The sequence below is a fragment of the Umezawaea sp. genome (assembly GCF_057122925.1).
In genome coordinates this window covers 1-15,827 of record NZ_DBNGPQ010000106.1, presented here as the reverse complement: position 1 = coordinate 15,827, position 15,827 = coordinate 1, and the positions used below count along the sequence as shown (strand labels likewise).

10 protein-coding genes are annotated in these 15,827 nt (G+C 73.0%); 8 read left to right on the top strand and 2 right to left on the bottom strand.

Going from position 1 to position 15,827, the window contains the following annotated elements; genetic code table 11:
* Nucleotides 1-242 precede the first annotated feature (242 nt).
* The 4 genes from AC156L_RS24535 to AC156L_RS24520 all read left to right on the top strand — a co-directional run bounded on the left by AC156L_RS24535 (nucleotide 243) and on the right by AC156L_RS24520 (nucleotide 2,995).
* The gene (locus AC156L_RS24535) at nucleotides 243-578 is read left to right on the top strand and encodes a hypothetical protein (protein ID WP_330878388.1); all 336 of its coding nucleotides are present in this window, start codon (nucleotides 243-245) and stop codon (nucleotides 576-578) included.
* Nucleotides 579-675: 97 nt separating this feature from the next.
* On the top strand, nucleotides 676-1,677 hold the full coding sequence (locus AC156L_RS24530; protein ID WP_330878387.1) for a serine hydrolase domain-containing protein: 1,002 nt from the start codon (nucleotides 676-678) through the stop codon (nucleotides 1,675-1,677).
* A 146-nt stretch (nucleotides 1,678-1,823) separates the two neighbouring features.
* Nucleotides 1,824-2,321, top strand: coding sequence for an ATP-binding protein (locus AC156L_RS24525; RefSeq protein WP_330878386.1), 498 nt, complete (start codon nucleotides 1,824-1,826; stop codon nucleotides 2,319-2,321).
* Between the two features lie 53 nt (nucleotides 2,322-2,374).
* Nucleotides 2,375-2,995 (top strand): flavodoxin family protein, encoded by a 621-nt coding sequence (locus AC156L_RS24520; RefSeq protein WP_330878385.1) that lies wholly within the window; start codon nucleotides 2,375-2,377, stop codon nucleotides 2,993-2,995.
* Between the two features lie 285 nt (nucleotides 2,996-3,280).
* On the opposite strand, the gene AC156L_RS24515 is transcribed toward AC156L_RS24520, so the two are convergent.
* Nucleotides 3,281-4,702, bottom strand: coding sequence for a DUF2867 domain-containing protein (locus tag AC156L_RS24515; protein ID WP_484407297.1), 1,422 nt, complete (start codon nucleotides 4,700-4,702; stop codon nucleotides 3,281-3,283).
* 410 nt (nucleotides 4,703-5,112) lie between these two features.
* On the opposite strand from AC156L_RS24515, the gene AC156L_RS24510 reads away from it, so the two are divergent.
* The 3 genes from AC156L_RS24510 (at nucleotide 5,113) to AC156L_RS24500 (ending at nucleotide 11,995) form a co-directional block, all read left to right on the top strand.
* Complete coding sequence (locus tag AC156L_RS24510) at nucleotides 5,113-7,935, top strand: AbfB domain-containing protein (RefSeq protein WP_330878383.1); 2,823 nt, start codon at nucleotides 5,113-5,115, stop codon at nucleotides 7,933-7,935.
* A 79-nt stretch (nucleotides 7,936-8,014) separates the two neighbouring features.
* The gene (locus AC156L_RS24505) at nucleotides 8,015-9,181 is read left to right on the top strand and encodes an AbfB domain-containing protein (RefSeq protein WP_330878382.1); all 1,167 of its coding nucleotides are present in this window, start codon (nucleotides 8,015-8,017) and stop codon (nucleotides 9,179-9,181) included.
* Between the two features lie 762 nt (nucleotides 9,182-9,943).
* Nucleotides 9,944-11,995, top strand: a complete 2,052-nt coding sequence (locus AC156L_RS24500) for an AfsR/SARP family transcriptional regulator (RefSeq protein ID WP_330878381.1) — start codon at nucleotides 9,944-9,946, stop codon at nucleotides 11,993-11,995.
* A gap of 9 nt (nucleotides 11,996-12,004) precedes the next feature.
* Here AC156L_RS24500 and AC156L_RS24495 read toward each other — a convergent pair whose 3' ends face one another.
* The gene (locus AC156L_RS24495) at nucleotides 12,005-13,315 is read right to left on the bottom strand and encodes a Zn-dependent hydrolase (protein ID WP_330878380.1); all 1,311 of its coding nucleotides are present in this window, start codon (nucleotides 13,313-13,315) and stop codon (nucleotides 12,005-12,007) included.
* A 432-nt stretch (nucleotides 13,316-13,747) separates the two neighbouring features.
* On the opposite strand from AC156L_RS24495, the gene AC156L_RS24490 reads away from it, so the two are divergent.
* On the top strand, nucleotides 13,748-15,827 hold a 2,080-nt coding region (locus tag AC156L_RS24490), incomplete at its 3' end, for a non-ribosomal peptide synthetase (protein ID WP_484407295.1).

The following is a 15,827-nucleotide window of genomic DNA, read 5'->3' as shown; positions in this document are numbered from 1 at the left end:
CTGCACGAGCGGCGCGCGCACCCGCTGGAGCGGGTCGTCCGGGTCGGGCAGCGCGGCGAACGCCTCCGCGACGCGCCGTCCGACCTGCTCGGTCGTGCTGCCCACGCGCATCGGAGCGGTGGGCCTCGGCGAGGGGTGCTGTCCGGGCGGCAGACGGCGCACGTGCTGGGGGCGGACCACAGCCCGAAGATGGTCGCCAAGGCCTCTCCGCGCGCCCGCGAGCGGGACAACGTGGAGGTCCGGTGCGCCGACGCGACCGCGGTCGACCCGGAGCCGGAGGCCTGCTCGCCTCGTTCTCGATCAGCGCCACCCAGGACGTCCCGGCCGTCGTCGACACCGCGCACCGCGCCCTGCGGCCGGGTGGGCGGCTCTTCGCCCCTGACGTGCGCCTGGTCGCCCGTGGCCGGGGCGCTGGGGCGCTCTGCCGGGCGGTGGCGCGCTGGACCGGTGCGGACGCGCTCGACGCCGTGCGCGCCCGGTTCGGCTCCGCCGAGGTCGTGGACGCCCACGGCGCGCCGCTCCCCGCCCTCGCGCCGGTCGTCCTGATCACCGCGACCAGGGACGGGGGCCGCGCGTAGCGGTGGGGCTGGGGTTTTCCGCAGTGCGATCGGGCGGCGCACCTCATGGTGGCGCCGCGCGGCCCGCGCCAGCATGGGTCGCGTGATGATCAAAAGTGTGGTGGCAGCGGTTCTGGCCCTGTCCGGGGCGTTCCCCGTGCTGGGCGAGTGGGTCGACCGGGGGTGGGTGTCCGGTGCGCTGCTCACCGTCGAGGACTCGGGTGGCGTCCGGGCGGACGCCTCGGGCGAGGCGCGGGTCGGTGGGCACTTCCGCATCGGCAGCGTGACCAAGACGTTCGTCGCGACCGTCGTCCTGCAACTCGTGGACGAGGGTCGCGTCGGACTGGACGACCCCGTCGACCGGTACGTGGACGGGGTGCCGAACGGCGCCCGGACGACGGTCCGGCAGGTGCTCAACCACACCAGCGGGCTCTACGACTACGCCCACGAGCAGGGCTGGTCGACCAACCGGTGGCGGGGCGCCGAGCGGTTCCGCGGCTACCGGCCCGAGGAACTGCTGGCGGTGGCCGCGGCGCGGGAGCCGTACTTCGAGCCGGGGGAGGGGTGGCACTACTCGAACACCAACTACGTCGTCGCCGGGATGCTGGTCGAACGGGTGACCGGGCGGCCCTACGGCGACGAGGTGCGGACGCGCGTGCTCCGGCCGCTGGGCCTGGACCACACCACCGTGCCCGGTCACCGGCCGGGGCTGCCGCACCCGCACGCCCGCGGCTACACGACCGTGGACGGGCGGCTGGTCGACGCGACGCTGATGAACCCGTCGCTGGACTGGGCGGCCGGGGAGATGATCTCCACCGCCGACGACCTCACCCGGTTCCTCGACGCCCTGCTCGGCGGCAGGCTGCTCTCGGCGGCCTCGCTGGCCGCCATGCGGGAGACCGTCGACACCGGCACGGTCTTCGCCTACGGGCTGGGGTTGCAGCGCTTCGACCTGCCGTGCGGGCGTTCGGTGTGGGGGCACGGCGGCGAGCTGATCGGCTACCTCACCTACGCCACCCGCGGTGACGACGGCCGCGTGGCCGCGCTGTCGTACAACCCGGTGGGCGAGGGGGTGCCGGGTGAGGACCTGATCGGGCTGTTCGCGTCCGTCCACTGCTGAGCCCGCCCGCGCGGGTGGTCCGAACCTCGGATCACCCGCGCGTTGCCGTGTGCGACGGCGTCGAGCGGGGTACTCCTGGCGCAGCCCGACGTGGCTCCGTCCACCAGTGGACGCGTTGCACCGCCCTGCACCGAAGGAGTTGTCCGATGAACCACCGGCACGGCACCGACAGAAGCTTCGACCTCGACGGCTCACCGCTGGTGACCGGGTCGGTCGCCGACGCGACCGCCCAGCTGCACGCCGAGGTGGAGAGGGCGCTGACCCTGGGCCTGGTGCCGTGGGAGTGCCCGCTGGAGGACCGGGTCGACCTGGCCGCGGTGCGCGTGGGGATCCGCGGCCACCTGGGAGCGGTGCTGACCTCGGCCGTCCTGGAGGACGTCGTGCTGGTGGCGGTGGAGCTGGTCACCAACGCGGTGCAGCACGCCAAGTTCCCGCGACGCCTGCGGATCTCGCGCCGGGCGGGTGCCGTGCGGGTCGACGTCACCGACGGGACCTCCTTCCGCCCGGTCCTGCGCGCGCCGTCCCCCACCCGTGCGAACGGGAGGGGCATCCTGATCGTCCACAAGCTCAGCCGTGCCTGGGGCGTGCTGCCCGGTGTCGGCGGCGGCAAGACGGTGTGGGCGGAACTGGCCGAACGCCCCTAACGGGGGAACGCCCGGCCGGTGTGGGGCGTGGCGGTCGTGGGTAACTCCTGGACATGACAACCTCAACCCCACCGCTGCGCGCCCTGGCCCTCGTGTGCACGCTGTCGCCGTCCCCGGCCGAGTCCAGCAGCCAGCTCATCGCCGACCAGGTGCTGGCCGCGCTGGCCGAGCACGGCGTGACGGGTGAGAGCGTCCGGCTCGTCGACCACGACGTGAAACCCGGTGTGCTCACGGACATGGGGCCCGGTGACGAGTGGCCGTCCATCCGGGAGCGGATGCTCGCCGCCGACGTGCTCCTGATCTCCACCCCGACGTGGGTGGGCCAGCACAGCAGCGTGGCGCAGCGGGCGGTGGAGCGCCTCGACGGCGAACTGTCCGAAAAGGACGACGAGGGCCGCTTGCTGACCTACGGCAAGGTGGGTGTGGTCGCCGTGGTCGGCAACGAGGACGGCACGCACAAGATCAGCGCGGACCTGTTCCAGTGCCTCAACGACGTCGGGTTCACCATCCCGGCGAGCGGTGTGACCTACTGGAACGGTGAGGCCATGCAGGGCGAGGACTACAAGGACCTGGAGAAGACCCCGGACGCGACCGCGTCCGCCACGAAGACCCTCGCCGCCAACGCCGCCCACCTCGCGCGGCTGCTCAAGGCCGAGCAGTACCCGCCGAGCTAGCCGTTGTGACCGACTGGGACGTGGACGGCGCGTCGAGTCGACCGAGCGAGGACCTCTGGGTGGGGTGGACGTCTCCGACGCACCGATCCGCACCCAGAGGTCCTCGCGTGCGCGGTGACGCCCGCACCGCCGTCCACGCCCGCGGACCGGTCGCGATCCGCCGCGCGGCCGGGTGGGCTCGACCACGACGCCCGACGAGCCCACAGCGCCCCCTGGCGGTCGACCACCGGTCGGCCGACCGGCCGTTGACGACGTAGCGAACCACCACGGCCGGGGCGGCCCCGGCTACCGCAGCCGTCCCGCGACGTGGTTCGCCGCGTCGCGCAGGGCTTCGGCGACCGCCCGACGCCCGGTCGACGTCGAGCCGCGGGCGATGCCGTGGGCCATCGTGGTGAACACGACGTCGTGCAGCGGTTTTTGCAGGTGCCAGTAGAGCTTGCCCGCGACGTCGTCCGGGGTGAACGTGATCCTCTGGCGGTAGGCCCCCGGCTCGACGCTCATCTCCAGGACCGTGTCACCGGGCATCCTCATGTCCGCGTGCAGGACCAGGCGGCGGGCGGCGTCGTCGCGGTGCAGCACGGTCCAGAAGTCGACCACGTCGCCGTCGGAGACCTCCGGCGCCCGGCCCCGGTAGAGCCCGACGCCGCCCACGAGGTGGTCCACCGCGCCGCGGACGGTCCAGACCAGGGGGATCGTGTGCCAGCCGGTGGTGCCGCCCAGACCGGTGATGGTGCGCCAGACCTCGTCCGGCCCGGCGGTGGTGGGCACCACCAGCTCGTCGACGAACGGCGCGCCGGTGGCGGCACGGCACGCCGTCGCCGGGAAGGTCGCGCGGATCGCGTTGTCCACGGTGGTCGGACCGCGCGGCGGCGCGGGCAGCACGTCGGTCACGACGCCGTCGGTGGGCTCCAGGTCGTGGTCGAGGGACTCGAACAGCGGCCTGGCGACGGCCGACGGGATCGCCGTCACGACGCCGGTCAGCGCGGCGGCCAACCGGTGCGACCACAGCGGCGCGGGCACGGGCAGCCTCGTGCGCAGGCCGGTCACGCGGGCGTACCGCTGCACGAGGGCCAGGTAGCTCAGCGCCTCCGGGCCGGGCACGTCGAACGTCCCGCGCACCGGCGGCTCCACCTCCGCCGCGGCGAGGAGGTAGTGCACGACGTCCGCGGCGGCGACCGGCCTGCTGGTGTTGCGCATCCACCGCGGGACGGGCACCCACGGCGAGAGCCGGGCGGTGGCGAGCAGGTCGAAGCTGGTCGAGCCGCGGCCGATGATCATGGATGCCTGGAGCGCCAGCGCGGGCACGCTCCCGGCCGTGAGGATGTCACCGACCTCCGCGCGCGAGGCGAGGTGCTCCGACACGTCGTCGGACGTCGGCCGCGGCCCGCCGACGTAGACGACCTGCCGGACGCCCGCCGCCGCCGCTCCCTCCACCAGCACGGTCGCCGCGCGGCGGTCCACGTCGGCGAAGTCGTCGCGCTCCAGCGAGTGCACGAGGAAGTACGCCACCTCGACGCCCGCCAGCGCCTCGCGCACGGCGCGCGGGTCGGTGGCGTCACCCGCGTGGACGGTGACCGGTGCCGGGAGCGGGTCGGACGCGTCGGGCGCTCGCACGAGCGCGCTCACCTCGTGGCCCGCGTCGAGCAGGGCGGGCACCAGGAGCGAGCCGAGGTACCCCGTGGCACCCATGACCAGGCACCGGGTCATGACCCGGCACGCCCGGTCGGGCGGCGGGTGCACCGGGCGGCGGGGCGGGGGAGTCGCATCGGCCCCACGCTAGGGGCAGGTGGACGACCGCGCTGGTCGAGCGCGCGGGGGGACTCGTGCCGTGCCGGCGGTGCGCGCGCCGGCTGCCGGTGCCGCCGCACCGGTGCGGCACCGCCGAGCGGTGGGGTGCGCCAGCAGGTTCGTCTGTTGATTGCTGGTTGTTTCTGATTTGTTCCGTTTACGAATGTCTCATGTTACGTTCGCCACGTCGGCCCCGGACCTGTTCCGGGGCCGGTCACCCCCTGCCGTTCGACCACGTTCTCCACCGCACGGACTCCGCACGCCACCGAAGCCGTCGAGCCGGGGTGGCGCGCCGATCCCGCGCGCCTCCCTGTGCCCGAAGGAGTTCGATGCGCCGCCTCGTCGCTTCCGCGGTGGCCGTGCTGGCCCTGGCCGGTGGCCTGGTCGCCACCGCCGCCACCGCGTCCGCCGTCGTGCCCAAGACACCGCCGCTGACCACGCCGTGGACCAACCAGGTGTCCACGACCAACCCGCTGCCGGAGTACCCGCGCCCGCAGATGACCCGCCCGGACTGGCAGTCGCTGAACGGCGAGTGGCAGTTCCTCAACCCGGCGACCGACGGGGCGGGCGGCGTGAACCGGAACGCGGCGCCGCCGCTGGGGCAGACGCTGCCCGAGCGCGTGCTGGTGCCGTACCCGATCGAGTCGGCGCTGTCCGGGATCATGCGCAACGACAACCGCGACCTGATGTTCTACCGGCGCACGTTCACCGTGCCGCCCGCGTGGAACGGCAGGCGCGTGCAGCTGCACTTCGGCGCGGTCGACTACGAGGCGACCGTGTGGGTCAACGGCACGCAGGTCACCACCCACAAGGGCGGCTACGACCGGTTCGAGGTCGACGTGACGCCGCAGCTCAACGGCGGCACGAACGAGATCGTCGTGCGCGTCTACGACCCGACCGACGGGCGCGGTGAGAAGCAGCCGGTCGGCAAGCAGGTCAACAACCCCAGCGGCATCTTCTACACGCCGTCGTCGGGCATCTGGCAGACGGTGTGGTTGGAGCCCACGGCGGCGACGTCGGTGTTCTCCGTCGACGTCTACCCGAACCTGGCCAACAACACCGCCAGGGTCCGGGTCTTCACCCGCGGCGACACGGCCGGGCACTCCGTGCTGGCCGAGGCGATGGCCGGGTCGACCGTGGTGGGCAGCAGCACCGGCGGGTTCACCGAGTTCTCCGTGCCGGTGCCCAACGCCCGCCGCTGGTCGCCGGACGACCCGTACCTCTACAACCTGCGCGTCTCGCTGCGCAACGCGTCCGGCGCGACCGTCGACCAGGTGGTGAACTACTTCGGCATGCGCGAGGTCGGCACGAAGCTGGTCGACGGCGTGCTCCGGCCGACGCTCAACGGCGAGTTCGTGTTCCAGGTCGGCACGCTGGACCAGGGCTTCTGGCCGGACGGCCTGTACACCGCGCCGACCGACGCGGCGCTGGCGTCGGACCTCCAGAAGCACAAGGACCTCGGCTTCAACATGGTGCGCAAGCACATCAAGGTCGAACCGGCCCGCTGGTACTACCACGCCGACCGCCTCGGGCTGCTGGTGTGGCAGGACGTCCCGTCCACCCCGACGTCCGACGCCAACCGCACCGCCGCGCAGATCGCGCAGTTCGAGACCGAGGCCCGCGAGATCATCGACGAGCACCGGTTCTCGCCCGCCGTCATCACCTACGTGCCGTTCAACGAGGGCTGGGGCGAGTGGAACCTCGCCGACACCCGGCGGGTCACCACGGACCTGAAGAACTACGACCCGACGCGGCTGGTGAACGCCCACAGCGGCTACAACTGCTGCGCCTCCAAGGGAGATCCCGGCACGGGCGACATCATCGACTGGCACGTCTACACCGGGCCCGACGCGCCGCGCCCGTCGGCGACCCGCGTGTCCGCGCTCGGCGAGTTCGGTGGGATCGGGCTGCGCAACCCCGGTCACGAGTACAGCCCGAACGGCCAGTTCTTCGCCTACGAGCAGGTGTCCAGCGCGGCGCAGCTCAACGACCGCTACACCGGCATGGTCCGCGACGTGAAGCAGCTCATGACCACCAAGGGCGTCTCCGCCTACGTCTACACGGAGATCACCGACGTGGAGGGCGAGTACAACGGCCTGCTCACCTACGACCGCCAGGTGCAGAAGGTCGACACCAACCAGGTGCGGGCCGCGCACGCCGACCTGATCGGCGCCTCGCGCAACCTCAACTCCCCGGTGGACCTCACGCTCGGGCACGTCCGGTCGTTCCGGGTGACCACGCCGGGCTTCACCGACCGGTACCTGCGGCACGCCAACTCGGTGGCGCGCACTGACGTCATCAGCGCCGCCAGCGCTGACGGGGACCGCCAGGACGCGTCGTTCCGGACGGTGGCGGGTCTGGCCGACGCGCGCTGCTACTCGTTCGAGTCGGTGAACTTCCCCGGCCGCTACCTGCGGCACGCCGACAGCCGGGTGCGGGTCGAGGCAGGCACGGGCGGTTCGTTCGCCTCGGACGCCACGTGGTGCGCCCGGCCCGGCCTCGCGGCGGGCGGCACGTCGCTGGAGTCGCTGAACTTCCCCGGCTCCTACCTGCGGCACTTCGCCGACAACGCCTACCTGGCGCGCAGCGGCGGGCCCAACGCCTGGGACACCGCGACCGGCTTCGCCGCCGACGCGACGTGGGGGACGACCGACCCGGCCCTGTGGCGCAGTTCCGTGCGGCTGGCCACGAACGTGCGCCAGTCCCTGCGGGTCACCACGTGGGGCTACACCGACCGCTACCTGCGGCACGCCGACAGCCTCGCCTACACGGAGGTCGTGAGCGGCGGCAGCTCCGCGACCCTCAAGGCCGACGCCACCTACACGGTCCGGCGCGGTCTCGCAGACTCCTCGTGCTACTCGTTCGAGTCGGTGAACTTCCCCAACCAGTTCCTCCGGCACGCCTCGGGCCGGGTGCGCAACTCCCCGAACGACGGCTCGGCGCTGTTCCGCGACGACGCCACGTTCTGCGCCCGGCCGGGGCTGAGCGGCACGGGCGTGACCTTCGAGTCGATCAACCAGCCCGGTTCGTTCCTGCGGCACTTCGACTCGCAGGTGCACATCTCCTCCGGTGCCGCCGACTCGGGCGCGGGCAGGCCGCAGACGCTGACCGCCGACAGCAGCTGGACCGTCGCGGCGCCCTGGGCGCCGTAGCACGCGGGCCGTGGTGGTCGGCGTCCCCGACCACCACGGCCCCCTCCTCGCAGTCTCACTCGAACGACGGGAGTTCGACATGTGGCGACGACGCGCTCTGGTCCTGACAACCCTGCTCCTCGCGGCGTTCGGCCTCGGGGGCGTCGCCACGGCGGCGGAGAGCAACGGCGGCACGCGGATCATGCCGCTGGGCGCCTCGATCACCGACGGGTTCACCGTCCCCGGCGGCTACCGGATCTCCCTGTGGCGCACGCTGGCGAACGCAGGCCACCTCGTCGACTTCGTCGGCTCGCAGCGGTCCAGCGGTCCGGCCGACCTGCCCGACCACGACCACGAGGGCCACTCCGGCTGGCGCATCGACGAGGTCGACGCCAACGCGGACGCGTGGGTGCGCGCCGCCGCGCCGCGAACCGTGCTGATCCACCTCGGCACCAACGACGTCGTGCAGGACCACGACGTGCCCGGCGCCCCGGCCCGCATGGGCGCGCTGGTCGACCACATCCGGGCCGCGGCTCCCGGCGCCGACGTGTTCGTCTCCTCGCTCATCCCGCTCGGCGACCCCGTGCTCGAAGCCAGGGCGGCCTCGTTCAACGCCGCCCTGCCCGACGTGGTCCGCGCCAGGGGCGCGCGCGTGCACTTCGTGGACATGCACTCCGCCCTCACCACCGCCGACCTGGCCGACGGCATCCACCCCACCCGCGCGGGCTACGACAAGATGGCCGCCCGCTGGGCCGCCGCCCTCGCCGCCGTCCCCGGCTCGGCCGGCGACGACGGGGCGCCCGTCACCCTGCCCGCGGGCCACCGCTCGCTGCGCGTCACCACGCCCGGCTTCACCGACCGGTACGTCCGCCACCAGAACGCGCTGGGCCGCACCGACCACGTGGACGCGGGCAGTCCCGCGCTGCTCAAGGCGGACGCCACCTGGCGGGTCGTGCCGGGTCTCGCGGGCGGCTGCCACAGCCTGGAGTCCCGCAACTTCCCGGGCCACTACCTGCGCCACCAGAACTCCCGCGTGCGGATCAGCGCCGACGACGGCACGGCCCTGATGCGCGCCGACGCCACGTGGTGCGGCCGTTCCGCGCCGACCGGCGTGCGGCTGAGCGCGTGGAACCTGCCCGGCTCCTACCTCAGGCACGTCAACAGCGAACTCTGGCTGGCGACCCCCGGCGGCTCCAGCGCGTGGGACACCGCGGCCAACCTGGTGCCCGACCTCGGCTGGTCGCTCGACGCGCCCTGGACGCCCTGACCCTCCCGACGACGACGTACCCCACCCGTGCGGAGCGACCGCGGTCGCTCCGCACGGCTCGTCGCGGCACCCCGAGCGCCGCGCCCGCCGTCGTCAAGTCCGGTCGCGACCACGCTCAGCCGGCTCGCCCGAACAATGCGGGATGGCGAAGCGCTCTCATTCCACAATGCGCGCGGTCGCGCAGAGCAATCATTCTTCGTCACTGACAGTGCGTTTGATGGCGCTTGGACGCGCGAGCCCGCTTTTGCTGGTCAAGATGCCCCCGACCAGCGGGATCTGTCTTCCTTATGGCATTACATCACGTGGTGGTCGCCGCCGCCGGTTCACTGGGTTGGAGCATTCACCTCTCGTTCCCCAGCGTGCTAGGTTCCTCGATAGTTCACCCCTCAAAGTAAATTTTTTCGAAGTGAATTCTGTCTTGGTCTTCCGGCGAAACTGTCTCTCCTGCGCATTTGGTGGCGGCCTGGGGAGATGAACAAGGCGGTCGGTGTGGTGTTTTTTGGCGGATTCGGCCCAGCGGTCGTGGCATTCGGCCTAGAAACCTGTGCCGTCGAACGGTGCTTACGATTATCCATATGCTCGTCCAATGTTGTCATTGGCATTCTCAATGACTGGATAATCGATTCGTAGAACCGAAGTGCTCGACGAGAGCGCTGTCGTGCGGTCCGCACGACCTCGACGGCACCGAGCCCGGCACGCGCACGTACCGACCTCGTGGTTACCGCAGCAACCACGAGGTCGCCAAGGACTCCGGAGCGAACGATGGAATACCGCATTCTCGGCCCCCTGGAGGCACGGCACGAGGGAGCCGTCCTGGAGGTCAGCGGCACGCGCCAGATGACCGTCCTCGGCCTGCTCCTGGTGGAGGCCAACCGGATCGTGCCCGTGGACCGCCTCGTGGACGGGGTGTGGAACGAGGCGCCCCCGGTCACCAGCCGCAGCCAGATCCACATCTGCATCTCCTCGCTCCGGCGGCAGCTCTCCGGCGGCCGGGACCTCGTCGACACCTGCGCCCCCGGCTACCGCCTGCGCGTGGCGGAGGGCGAACTGGACCTGCACACCTTCGAGGCGCACGTGGCCGCCGCCCACGCGGCCGTCGCGGACGGCGCCCCGCAGCGCGCGGCGACCGAGTTGCGGTCGGCCCTGTCCCTGTGGCACGGCCCCGCGCTCGCGGGCGTCGGCAGCAGGCTCCTGCGGGGCGTGGCCACCGCGCTGGACGACCGGCGGCTGGCCGTGCACGAGGAGTGCCTGGAACTGGAACTCGCGCACGGCCTCGGGGCCCCGCACGAACTCGTCGGCGAGCTGACCGCCCTGGTCGCCGCCCGCCCGCGGCGCGAGCGCCTGCTCGTCCTGCTGATGACCGCCCTGTACCGGGCGGGCAGGCAGGCCGAGGCGCTGGAGGAGTACCGCAGGGCCCGCGCGCGGTTCGTCGGCGAACTGGGCATCGAGCCCGGCGAGGAGCTGCGCGGCCTGTACCAGCGCATCCTCGTGCACGACCCCGCCCTGTCCCGGCCCGCCGAGCCGAGGCCGATCCCGGTCAGGAGCAGGGGACCGCGCCACCTCCCGGCCGACATCGTCGACTTCACCGGCCGCAGGCGCAGCCTCGAACGCCTCCTCGGGGTGTCCGAGCCGAGGGACGGGACCGCCGTCCCCACGGTCGTGGTCACGGGCCGGGGCGGCGTCGGCAAGACCACCCTGGCGGTGCACGCCGCCCACCGGCTCGCCCCGGACTTCCCCGACGGGCAGCTCTTCGCCAGGCTGTCGCACGACGGCGTGCCGGAGGACCCCCACGACATCCTCGGCCGGTTCCTGCGCGCGTACGGCTTCGCCGACCAGGACATCCCCGACGGCGCCGAGGAGCGGGCGGGGACCTTCCGCGACCACATGGCCGACCGGCGCGCCCTGGTCGTCCTCGACGACGCGGTCTCGGAGAGCCAGGTGTTCCCCCTGCTGCCGGGCACGTCGCTGTGCCGGGTGGTCGTCACGTCCCGCCAGCCGCTCGCCGGGCTCCCCGCCGCCGTGCGCGTCCGGCTGACCCCGTTCACCGAGAGCAGCGCGCTGGAACTCGCGGGCCGCATCGCGGGGCGCGCCAGGATCGACGCCGACCGCGGCGCCGCGACCGCGCTGAACGAGGCGTGCGGGTACCTGCCGCTCGCCCTGCGCCTGGCCGCCGCCCGCCTGGCCTCGCACCCGCACTGGACGGTCGCGGACATGATCAGCAGGCTCGACAGCGGGTCGAGCTGGCTGGACGACCTGGAGGACCAGACCGGCGTGCACCCCGCGTACGCGGGCCTGTCCTCGGAGGCCCGCCGCCTCTTCCGGCTGCTCCCGCTCGTCGAGGCGGCGGACTTCGCGTCGTGGGTGGGCGCGCCGCTGCTGGACGTCAGCGTGGCGCGGTCGGAGGCGCTGCTCGACGAACTCGCCGACGCCGACCTCGTGGTCGTCCGCCCCCACACCGACGGCACGCGCTACTGGGTCCCCGGCTGGATCCGCGGCTTCGCCCGCCGACGCCAGGCCGAGGAGGGCGAGGAGTCGGTGAGGAAGGCGTTCGAACGGCTGCTGGGCGCGCTGCTGCACCTGTCGGAGAAGGCCCACCGGCACCAGGGCGGCCACCACCTGCAACTGGCGGGCAACGGGGCGAGCCGGTGGGAGCTGCCCGGCTCGCTGTCGGAACGGCTCGTCGCGGACTCGGCGGGCTGGTACACCCGCGAGCGGTCCTGGGTGCTGACCGCGGTGCGGCAGGCGACCACCGCCGGTTTCGCCGAGCACGCCTGGGGGTTGGCCATGTGCACGGTCACGTTCGCCGAGGTCTGACCGCCCGGTTCAGATCCGGTCCGCCGCCGCGGCCTGCGCGCCCAGGACGGAGTGCAGCAGCACGTTCGCGCCGTGCACGAGGTCGAGCGGGTCGGTGTCCTCGCCCGGCGCGTGGCTGATGCCCCTCTTGCTGGGCACGAAGATCATGCCGATGGGGGCCACGAGCGCGACGATCTGCGCGTCGTGCCCGGCCCCGCTCGGCATGGTCAGGTGCGCCAGGCCCAGGGTGTCGGCCGCGCCCCTGACCGCGTCCCGGAGCGGGGGAGCGGTCGACACCGGGCGCGACCGCATGGACGCCCGCACGTCGACGGTGCACCCGGAGGCCGCCGCCACCCGCGCGCACTCCTCCCGCACGTCGGCCTCGCCCCGGACCAGCCTGCCGGGATCGGTGTCGCGGACCTCCACGGTCAGCCGCACGGTGCCCGTGATCGTGTTGGTGACGTTGGGGTGGGCCTCCAGGTAGCCCGTGGTGGCCGTCGCGCACACGGCCCGCTCGGTGGCGGCGCGCTGCACGGCGAGCACGATCTCGGCGGCGGCGACCATCGCGTCCCGGCGGTCGGCCATGGGCGTGGTGCCCGCGTGCTGGGCCTCGCCCACCACCTCGACGTCGAGGATCGTGCGCCCGACGATCCCGTCCACGACGCCGATCGGCACGCCGAGGCGTTCGAGCGAGGGCCCCTGCTCGATGTGCAGCTCCAGGTAGGCGGCGATGTCGCCGGGCGGCCACGCCGCGTCCTGGAGCCGCTCGGGCGAGCCGCCCGCCCTGGTGAGGTACGCGCTGACCGGCCGCCCGGCCCTGTCCTCGGCGGCGAGGCCGTCCTCCAGCGAGCCGCACAGCGCGCGCGACCCCCAGAACGGGGTCTGGATCAGCGCGCCCTCCTCGTTGGCGAAGGCGACGGCGACCATCTCGACGGGGAGGTCGACGTCGTGCTCGTGCAGGACCTGGAGCACCTCCAGCGCGGCGATCACGCCGTAGGCGCCGTCCAGCCGCCCGCCCTGCACCACGGTGTCCACGTGCGAGCCGACCAGCAGCACGGGCGCCGCCCCGCGCCGGGTGTGCGGGCGGTGGAGCAGCAGGTTGCCCGCCGGGTCGGTCTCGGTCTCCAGGCCCGCCTCGGCGCACAGGTCCCGCAGGTAGGCCATGGCCGCGTTCTCCTGGGCGCTGAGCCCGAGCCTGGTCACGCCGCCCGCGGGGTCGGCGCCGATCTTCCCCAGCTCCTCCAGCCGGCCGAGCAGCCTCTCGCCGTCGACCCTGAGCCCGGCGTGGCCCTCCAGGACACCGTCGACCGGTCCGCGTGCCTGGAGATTCTGCTTGGGCATAGCTCTTCCTCCCGTTCGCCGGGCGAATCGCCGGCGGGACAGCGCAGACGTGTCTCCGGTCTGCCCGGACGGCAACAGTGTGGTCGGTCTCGCTACTGGTGGGCTTTCGTCGCGCGATGCACCACCTATTCGACGCTCCGACCGTCGTGAATAGTCGCCCCCGCGGCCGGTTCGGGTGGTCGTCCTCGGGGTGCCGGCACGGCCTGTGATCAGGAGAGATGGTGTTCGGATCGCTCCATCGCGGGTCTATCGCCCGCACCGCGAATCTTTCCCTTCGGAGCTATTGCTATTTCCTTGCTATCGCGGCTCCATCGTTCGACCTTTGATGGCGGGTGGTCTGTTGACCCGCTCGATTGCGGCTCCCTAGTGTTCCGTCTCGACCCCTTTGGCGAAAACGGCCGTAAATACTGATCGGCAGGAAAGGGAATACTCATGGGAAGCCTCCACAAGGACAGGCAGACACCTGCCCCTGCGGTACTGCGCGCCCGTGCCGACCAGCGGGGTCCGCTCTCGTACGGCCAGCAGCGGCTCTGGTTCCTCGACCGCTGGCTGGCGGGCAGCCCCGTGTACAACATGCCCGTCACGCTCCGGTTCACCGGCGCGGTGGACGTCGACCGGCTCACCGCGGCCGTCAGCTCCGTGGCCGCCCGCCACGACGTGCTGTTCACCGTGTTCGAGGACGGTCCCGACGGCCCCCGCCAGCGGGTGTCGGACCGGCGCGAGCTGGCCTGCCCGACCACCGACCTGACCGGGCTGGGCGCACAGGCCCCGGCGCGGGCACGGGAACTGGTCGAGCAGGACGCGCGGCGGCCGTTCGACCTCGCCGAGGGGCCGGTGCTCCGCGCCCAGGTGCTGCGCCTGGCCGAGGACGCGCACTGGCTGCACCTGACGTTCCACCACATCGCCTGCGACGGCTGGTCGCTGGAGGTCTTCCAGCGCCAGCTCGTGGAGGCCTACCGGACCGGGGCCGCGCCGACCGAGCCGCCCGCCGTCCAGTACGCCGACTACGCGCTCTGGCAGCGCGAGGTGATGGAGGGCCCGGCCACGGCCCGGTCGCTGGAGGCGTGGAGCCGCGCCCTGGACGGCGCGCCCGCCGTCCTCGACCTCGGCGCCGACCGCCCCCGACCCGCCGAGCTCAGCTACCGCGGCGGCACCGAGCACGTGACCCTGACCGACGTCCCCCTCGCCGCGCTGGAGAAGTTCGCCGCCGACGAGGGCGTGACCCCGTTCGTCACGCTGGTCGCCGCCTTCCAGGCTCTCGTCGCCCGGCACTCCGGCAGCGACGACGTCGTGATCGGCTCCCCGACGGCGGGCCGCGGTCCGGCCGCCCTGGAGGAGCTGGTCGGCTTCTTCGCGGACTCGCTGGTCGTCCGCACCAGCCTGGCGGACGACCCGACGTTCCGCGAACTCGTCTCCCGCACCCGCGCCGACGTCCTGGACGCCCTGTCGCGCAGCCGGACGCCGTTCGACGTGGTGGTGAACCACCTGCACCCCGAGCGCGACCTCAGCTACAGCCCCGTCGTGCAGGTCGTCTTCGCCCTGCACGAGGAGGACGACGCCGCGGTCCTCGACGACGGTGTCGTCCTCGAACGCGGCAGCGTCCCCACCGGCACCGCGAAGTACGACCTCACCTGGTCGGTCTTCCGCGGCGCCGAAGGGCTGCGGCTGGAGGTCGAGTACTCCACCGACCTGTTCGACGTCGAGACCGTGCGGGCCCTCGTCGGCCACTGGGAGACCCTGCTGCGCCGGGTCGTCGCCGAGCCCGACCGCCCGCTCAGCGAGGTCGACCTGCTCTCCGCCGAGGAGGCGGAGCTGGTGGCGTCGTGGTCCGGTGTGGAGGAGCGGTTCCCGGCCGCGACCGTGCACGGGCTCGTGGCGCACCGCGCCGCCGAGCGACCGGACGCCGTCGCCGTGTCCGGTGCGGGCACGACGTGGACCTACGCGGAGCTGGAGCGGCGCTCCTCGGCGCTGGCGCGGCGGCTGCGCGGACTGGGCGTGGGGCCGGAGGTCTGCGTCGGGGTGTGCCTGGAGCGCTCGCCGGACATGGTGGTGGCGTGCCTCGCGGTGCTGAAGGCGGGCGGCGTGTACGTGCCGCTCGACACGGCGTTCCCCGCCGACCGCATGTCGTTCATGCTCGACGAGGTCGGCGCGAAGACCGTCCTCGTCCACCCGCCGACCGCCGCCGCCGTGCCCGAGGGGCCGTGGCAGGCCGTCGACGTCGAGGAGGCGGTGGCCGACGACGGTGCCGCGCTGCCCGAGGTGGCACCCGACAACGCCTGCTACGTGATCTTCACGTCGGGGTCGACCGGCCGTCCGAAGGGGACGACGGTGACGCACCGGAACGTGGTGCGGCTCATCGACGGCGTGCGCGAGAACCTGCCCCTGGGGCAGGACGACGTGTGGACCCTGTTCCACAGCTTCGCCTTCGACTTCTCCGTCTGGGAGATGTGGGGCGCGCTGACCACCGGCGGCCGTCTCGTGGTCGTGCCGTACGCGGTCAGCCGGGACGTGG

Coding starts and splice junctions, on each gene's coding strand:
- AC156L_RS24525 (WP_330878386.1), top strand. CDS start 1,824: ATGAACCACCGGCACGGCACCGACAGAAGCTTCGACCTCGACGGCTCA.
- AC156L_RS24520 (WP_330878385.1), top strand. CDS start 2,375: ATGACAACCTCAACCCCACCGCTGCGCGCCCTGGCCCTCGTGTGCACG.
- AC156L_RS24515 (WP_484407297.1), bottom strand. CDS start 4,702: ATGACCCGGTGCCTGGTCATGGGTGCCACGGGGTACCTCGGCTCGCTC.
- AC156L_RS24510 (WP_330878383.1), top strand. CDS start 5,113: ATGCGCCGCCTCGTCGCTTCCGCGGTGGCCGTGCTGGCCCTGGCCGGT.
- AC156L_RS24505 (WP_330878382.1), top strand. CDS start 8,015: ATGTGGCGACGACGCGCTCTGGTCCTGACAACCCTGCTCCTCGCGGCG.
- AC156L_RS24500 (WP_330878381.1), top strand. CDS start 9,944: ATGGAATACCGCATTCTCGGCCCCCTGGAGGCACGGCACGAGGGAGCC.
- AC156L_RS24495 (WP_330878380.1), bottom strand. CDS start 13,315: ATGCCCAAGCAGAATCTCCAGGCACGCGGACCGGTCGACGGTGTCCTG.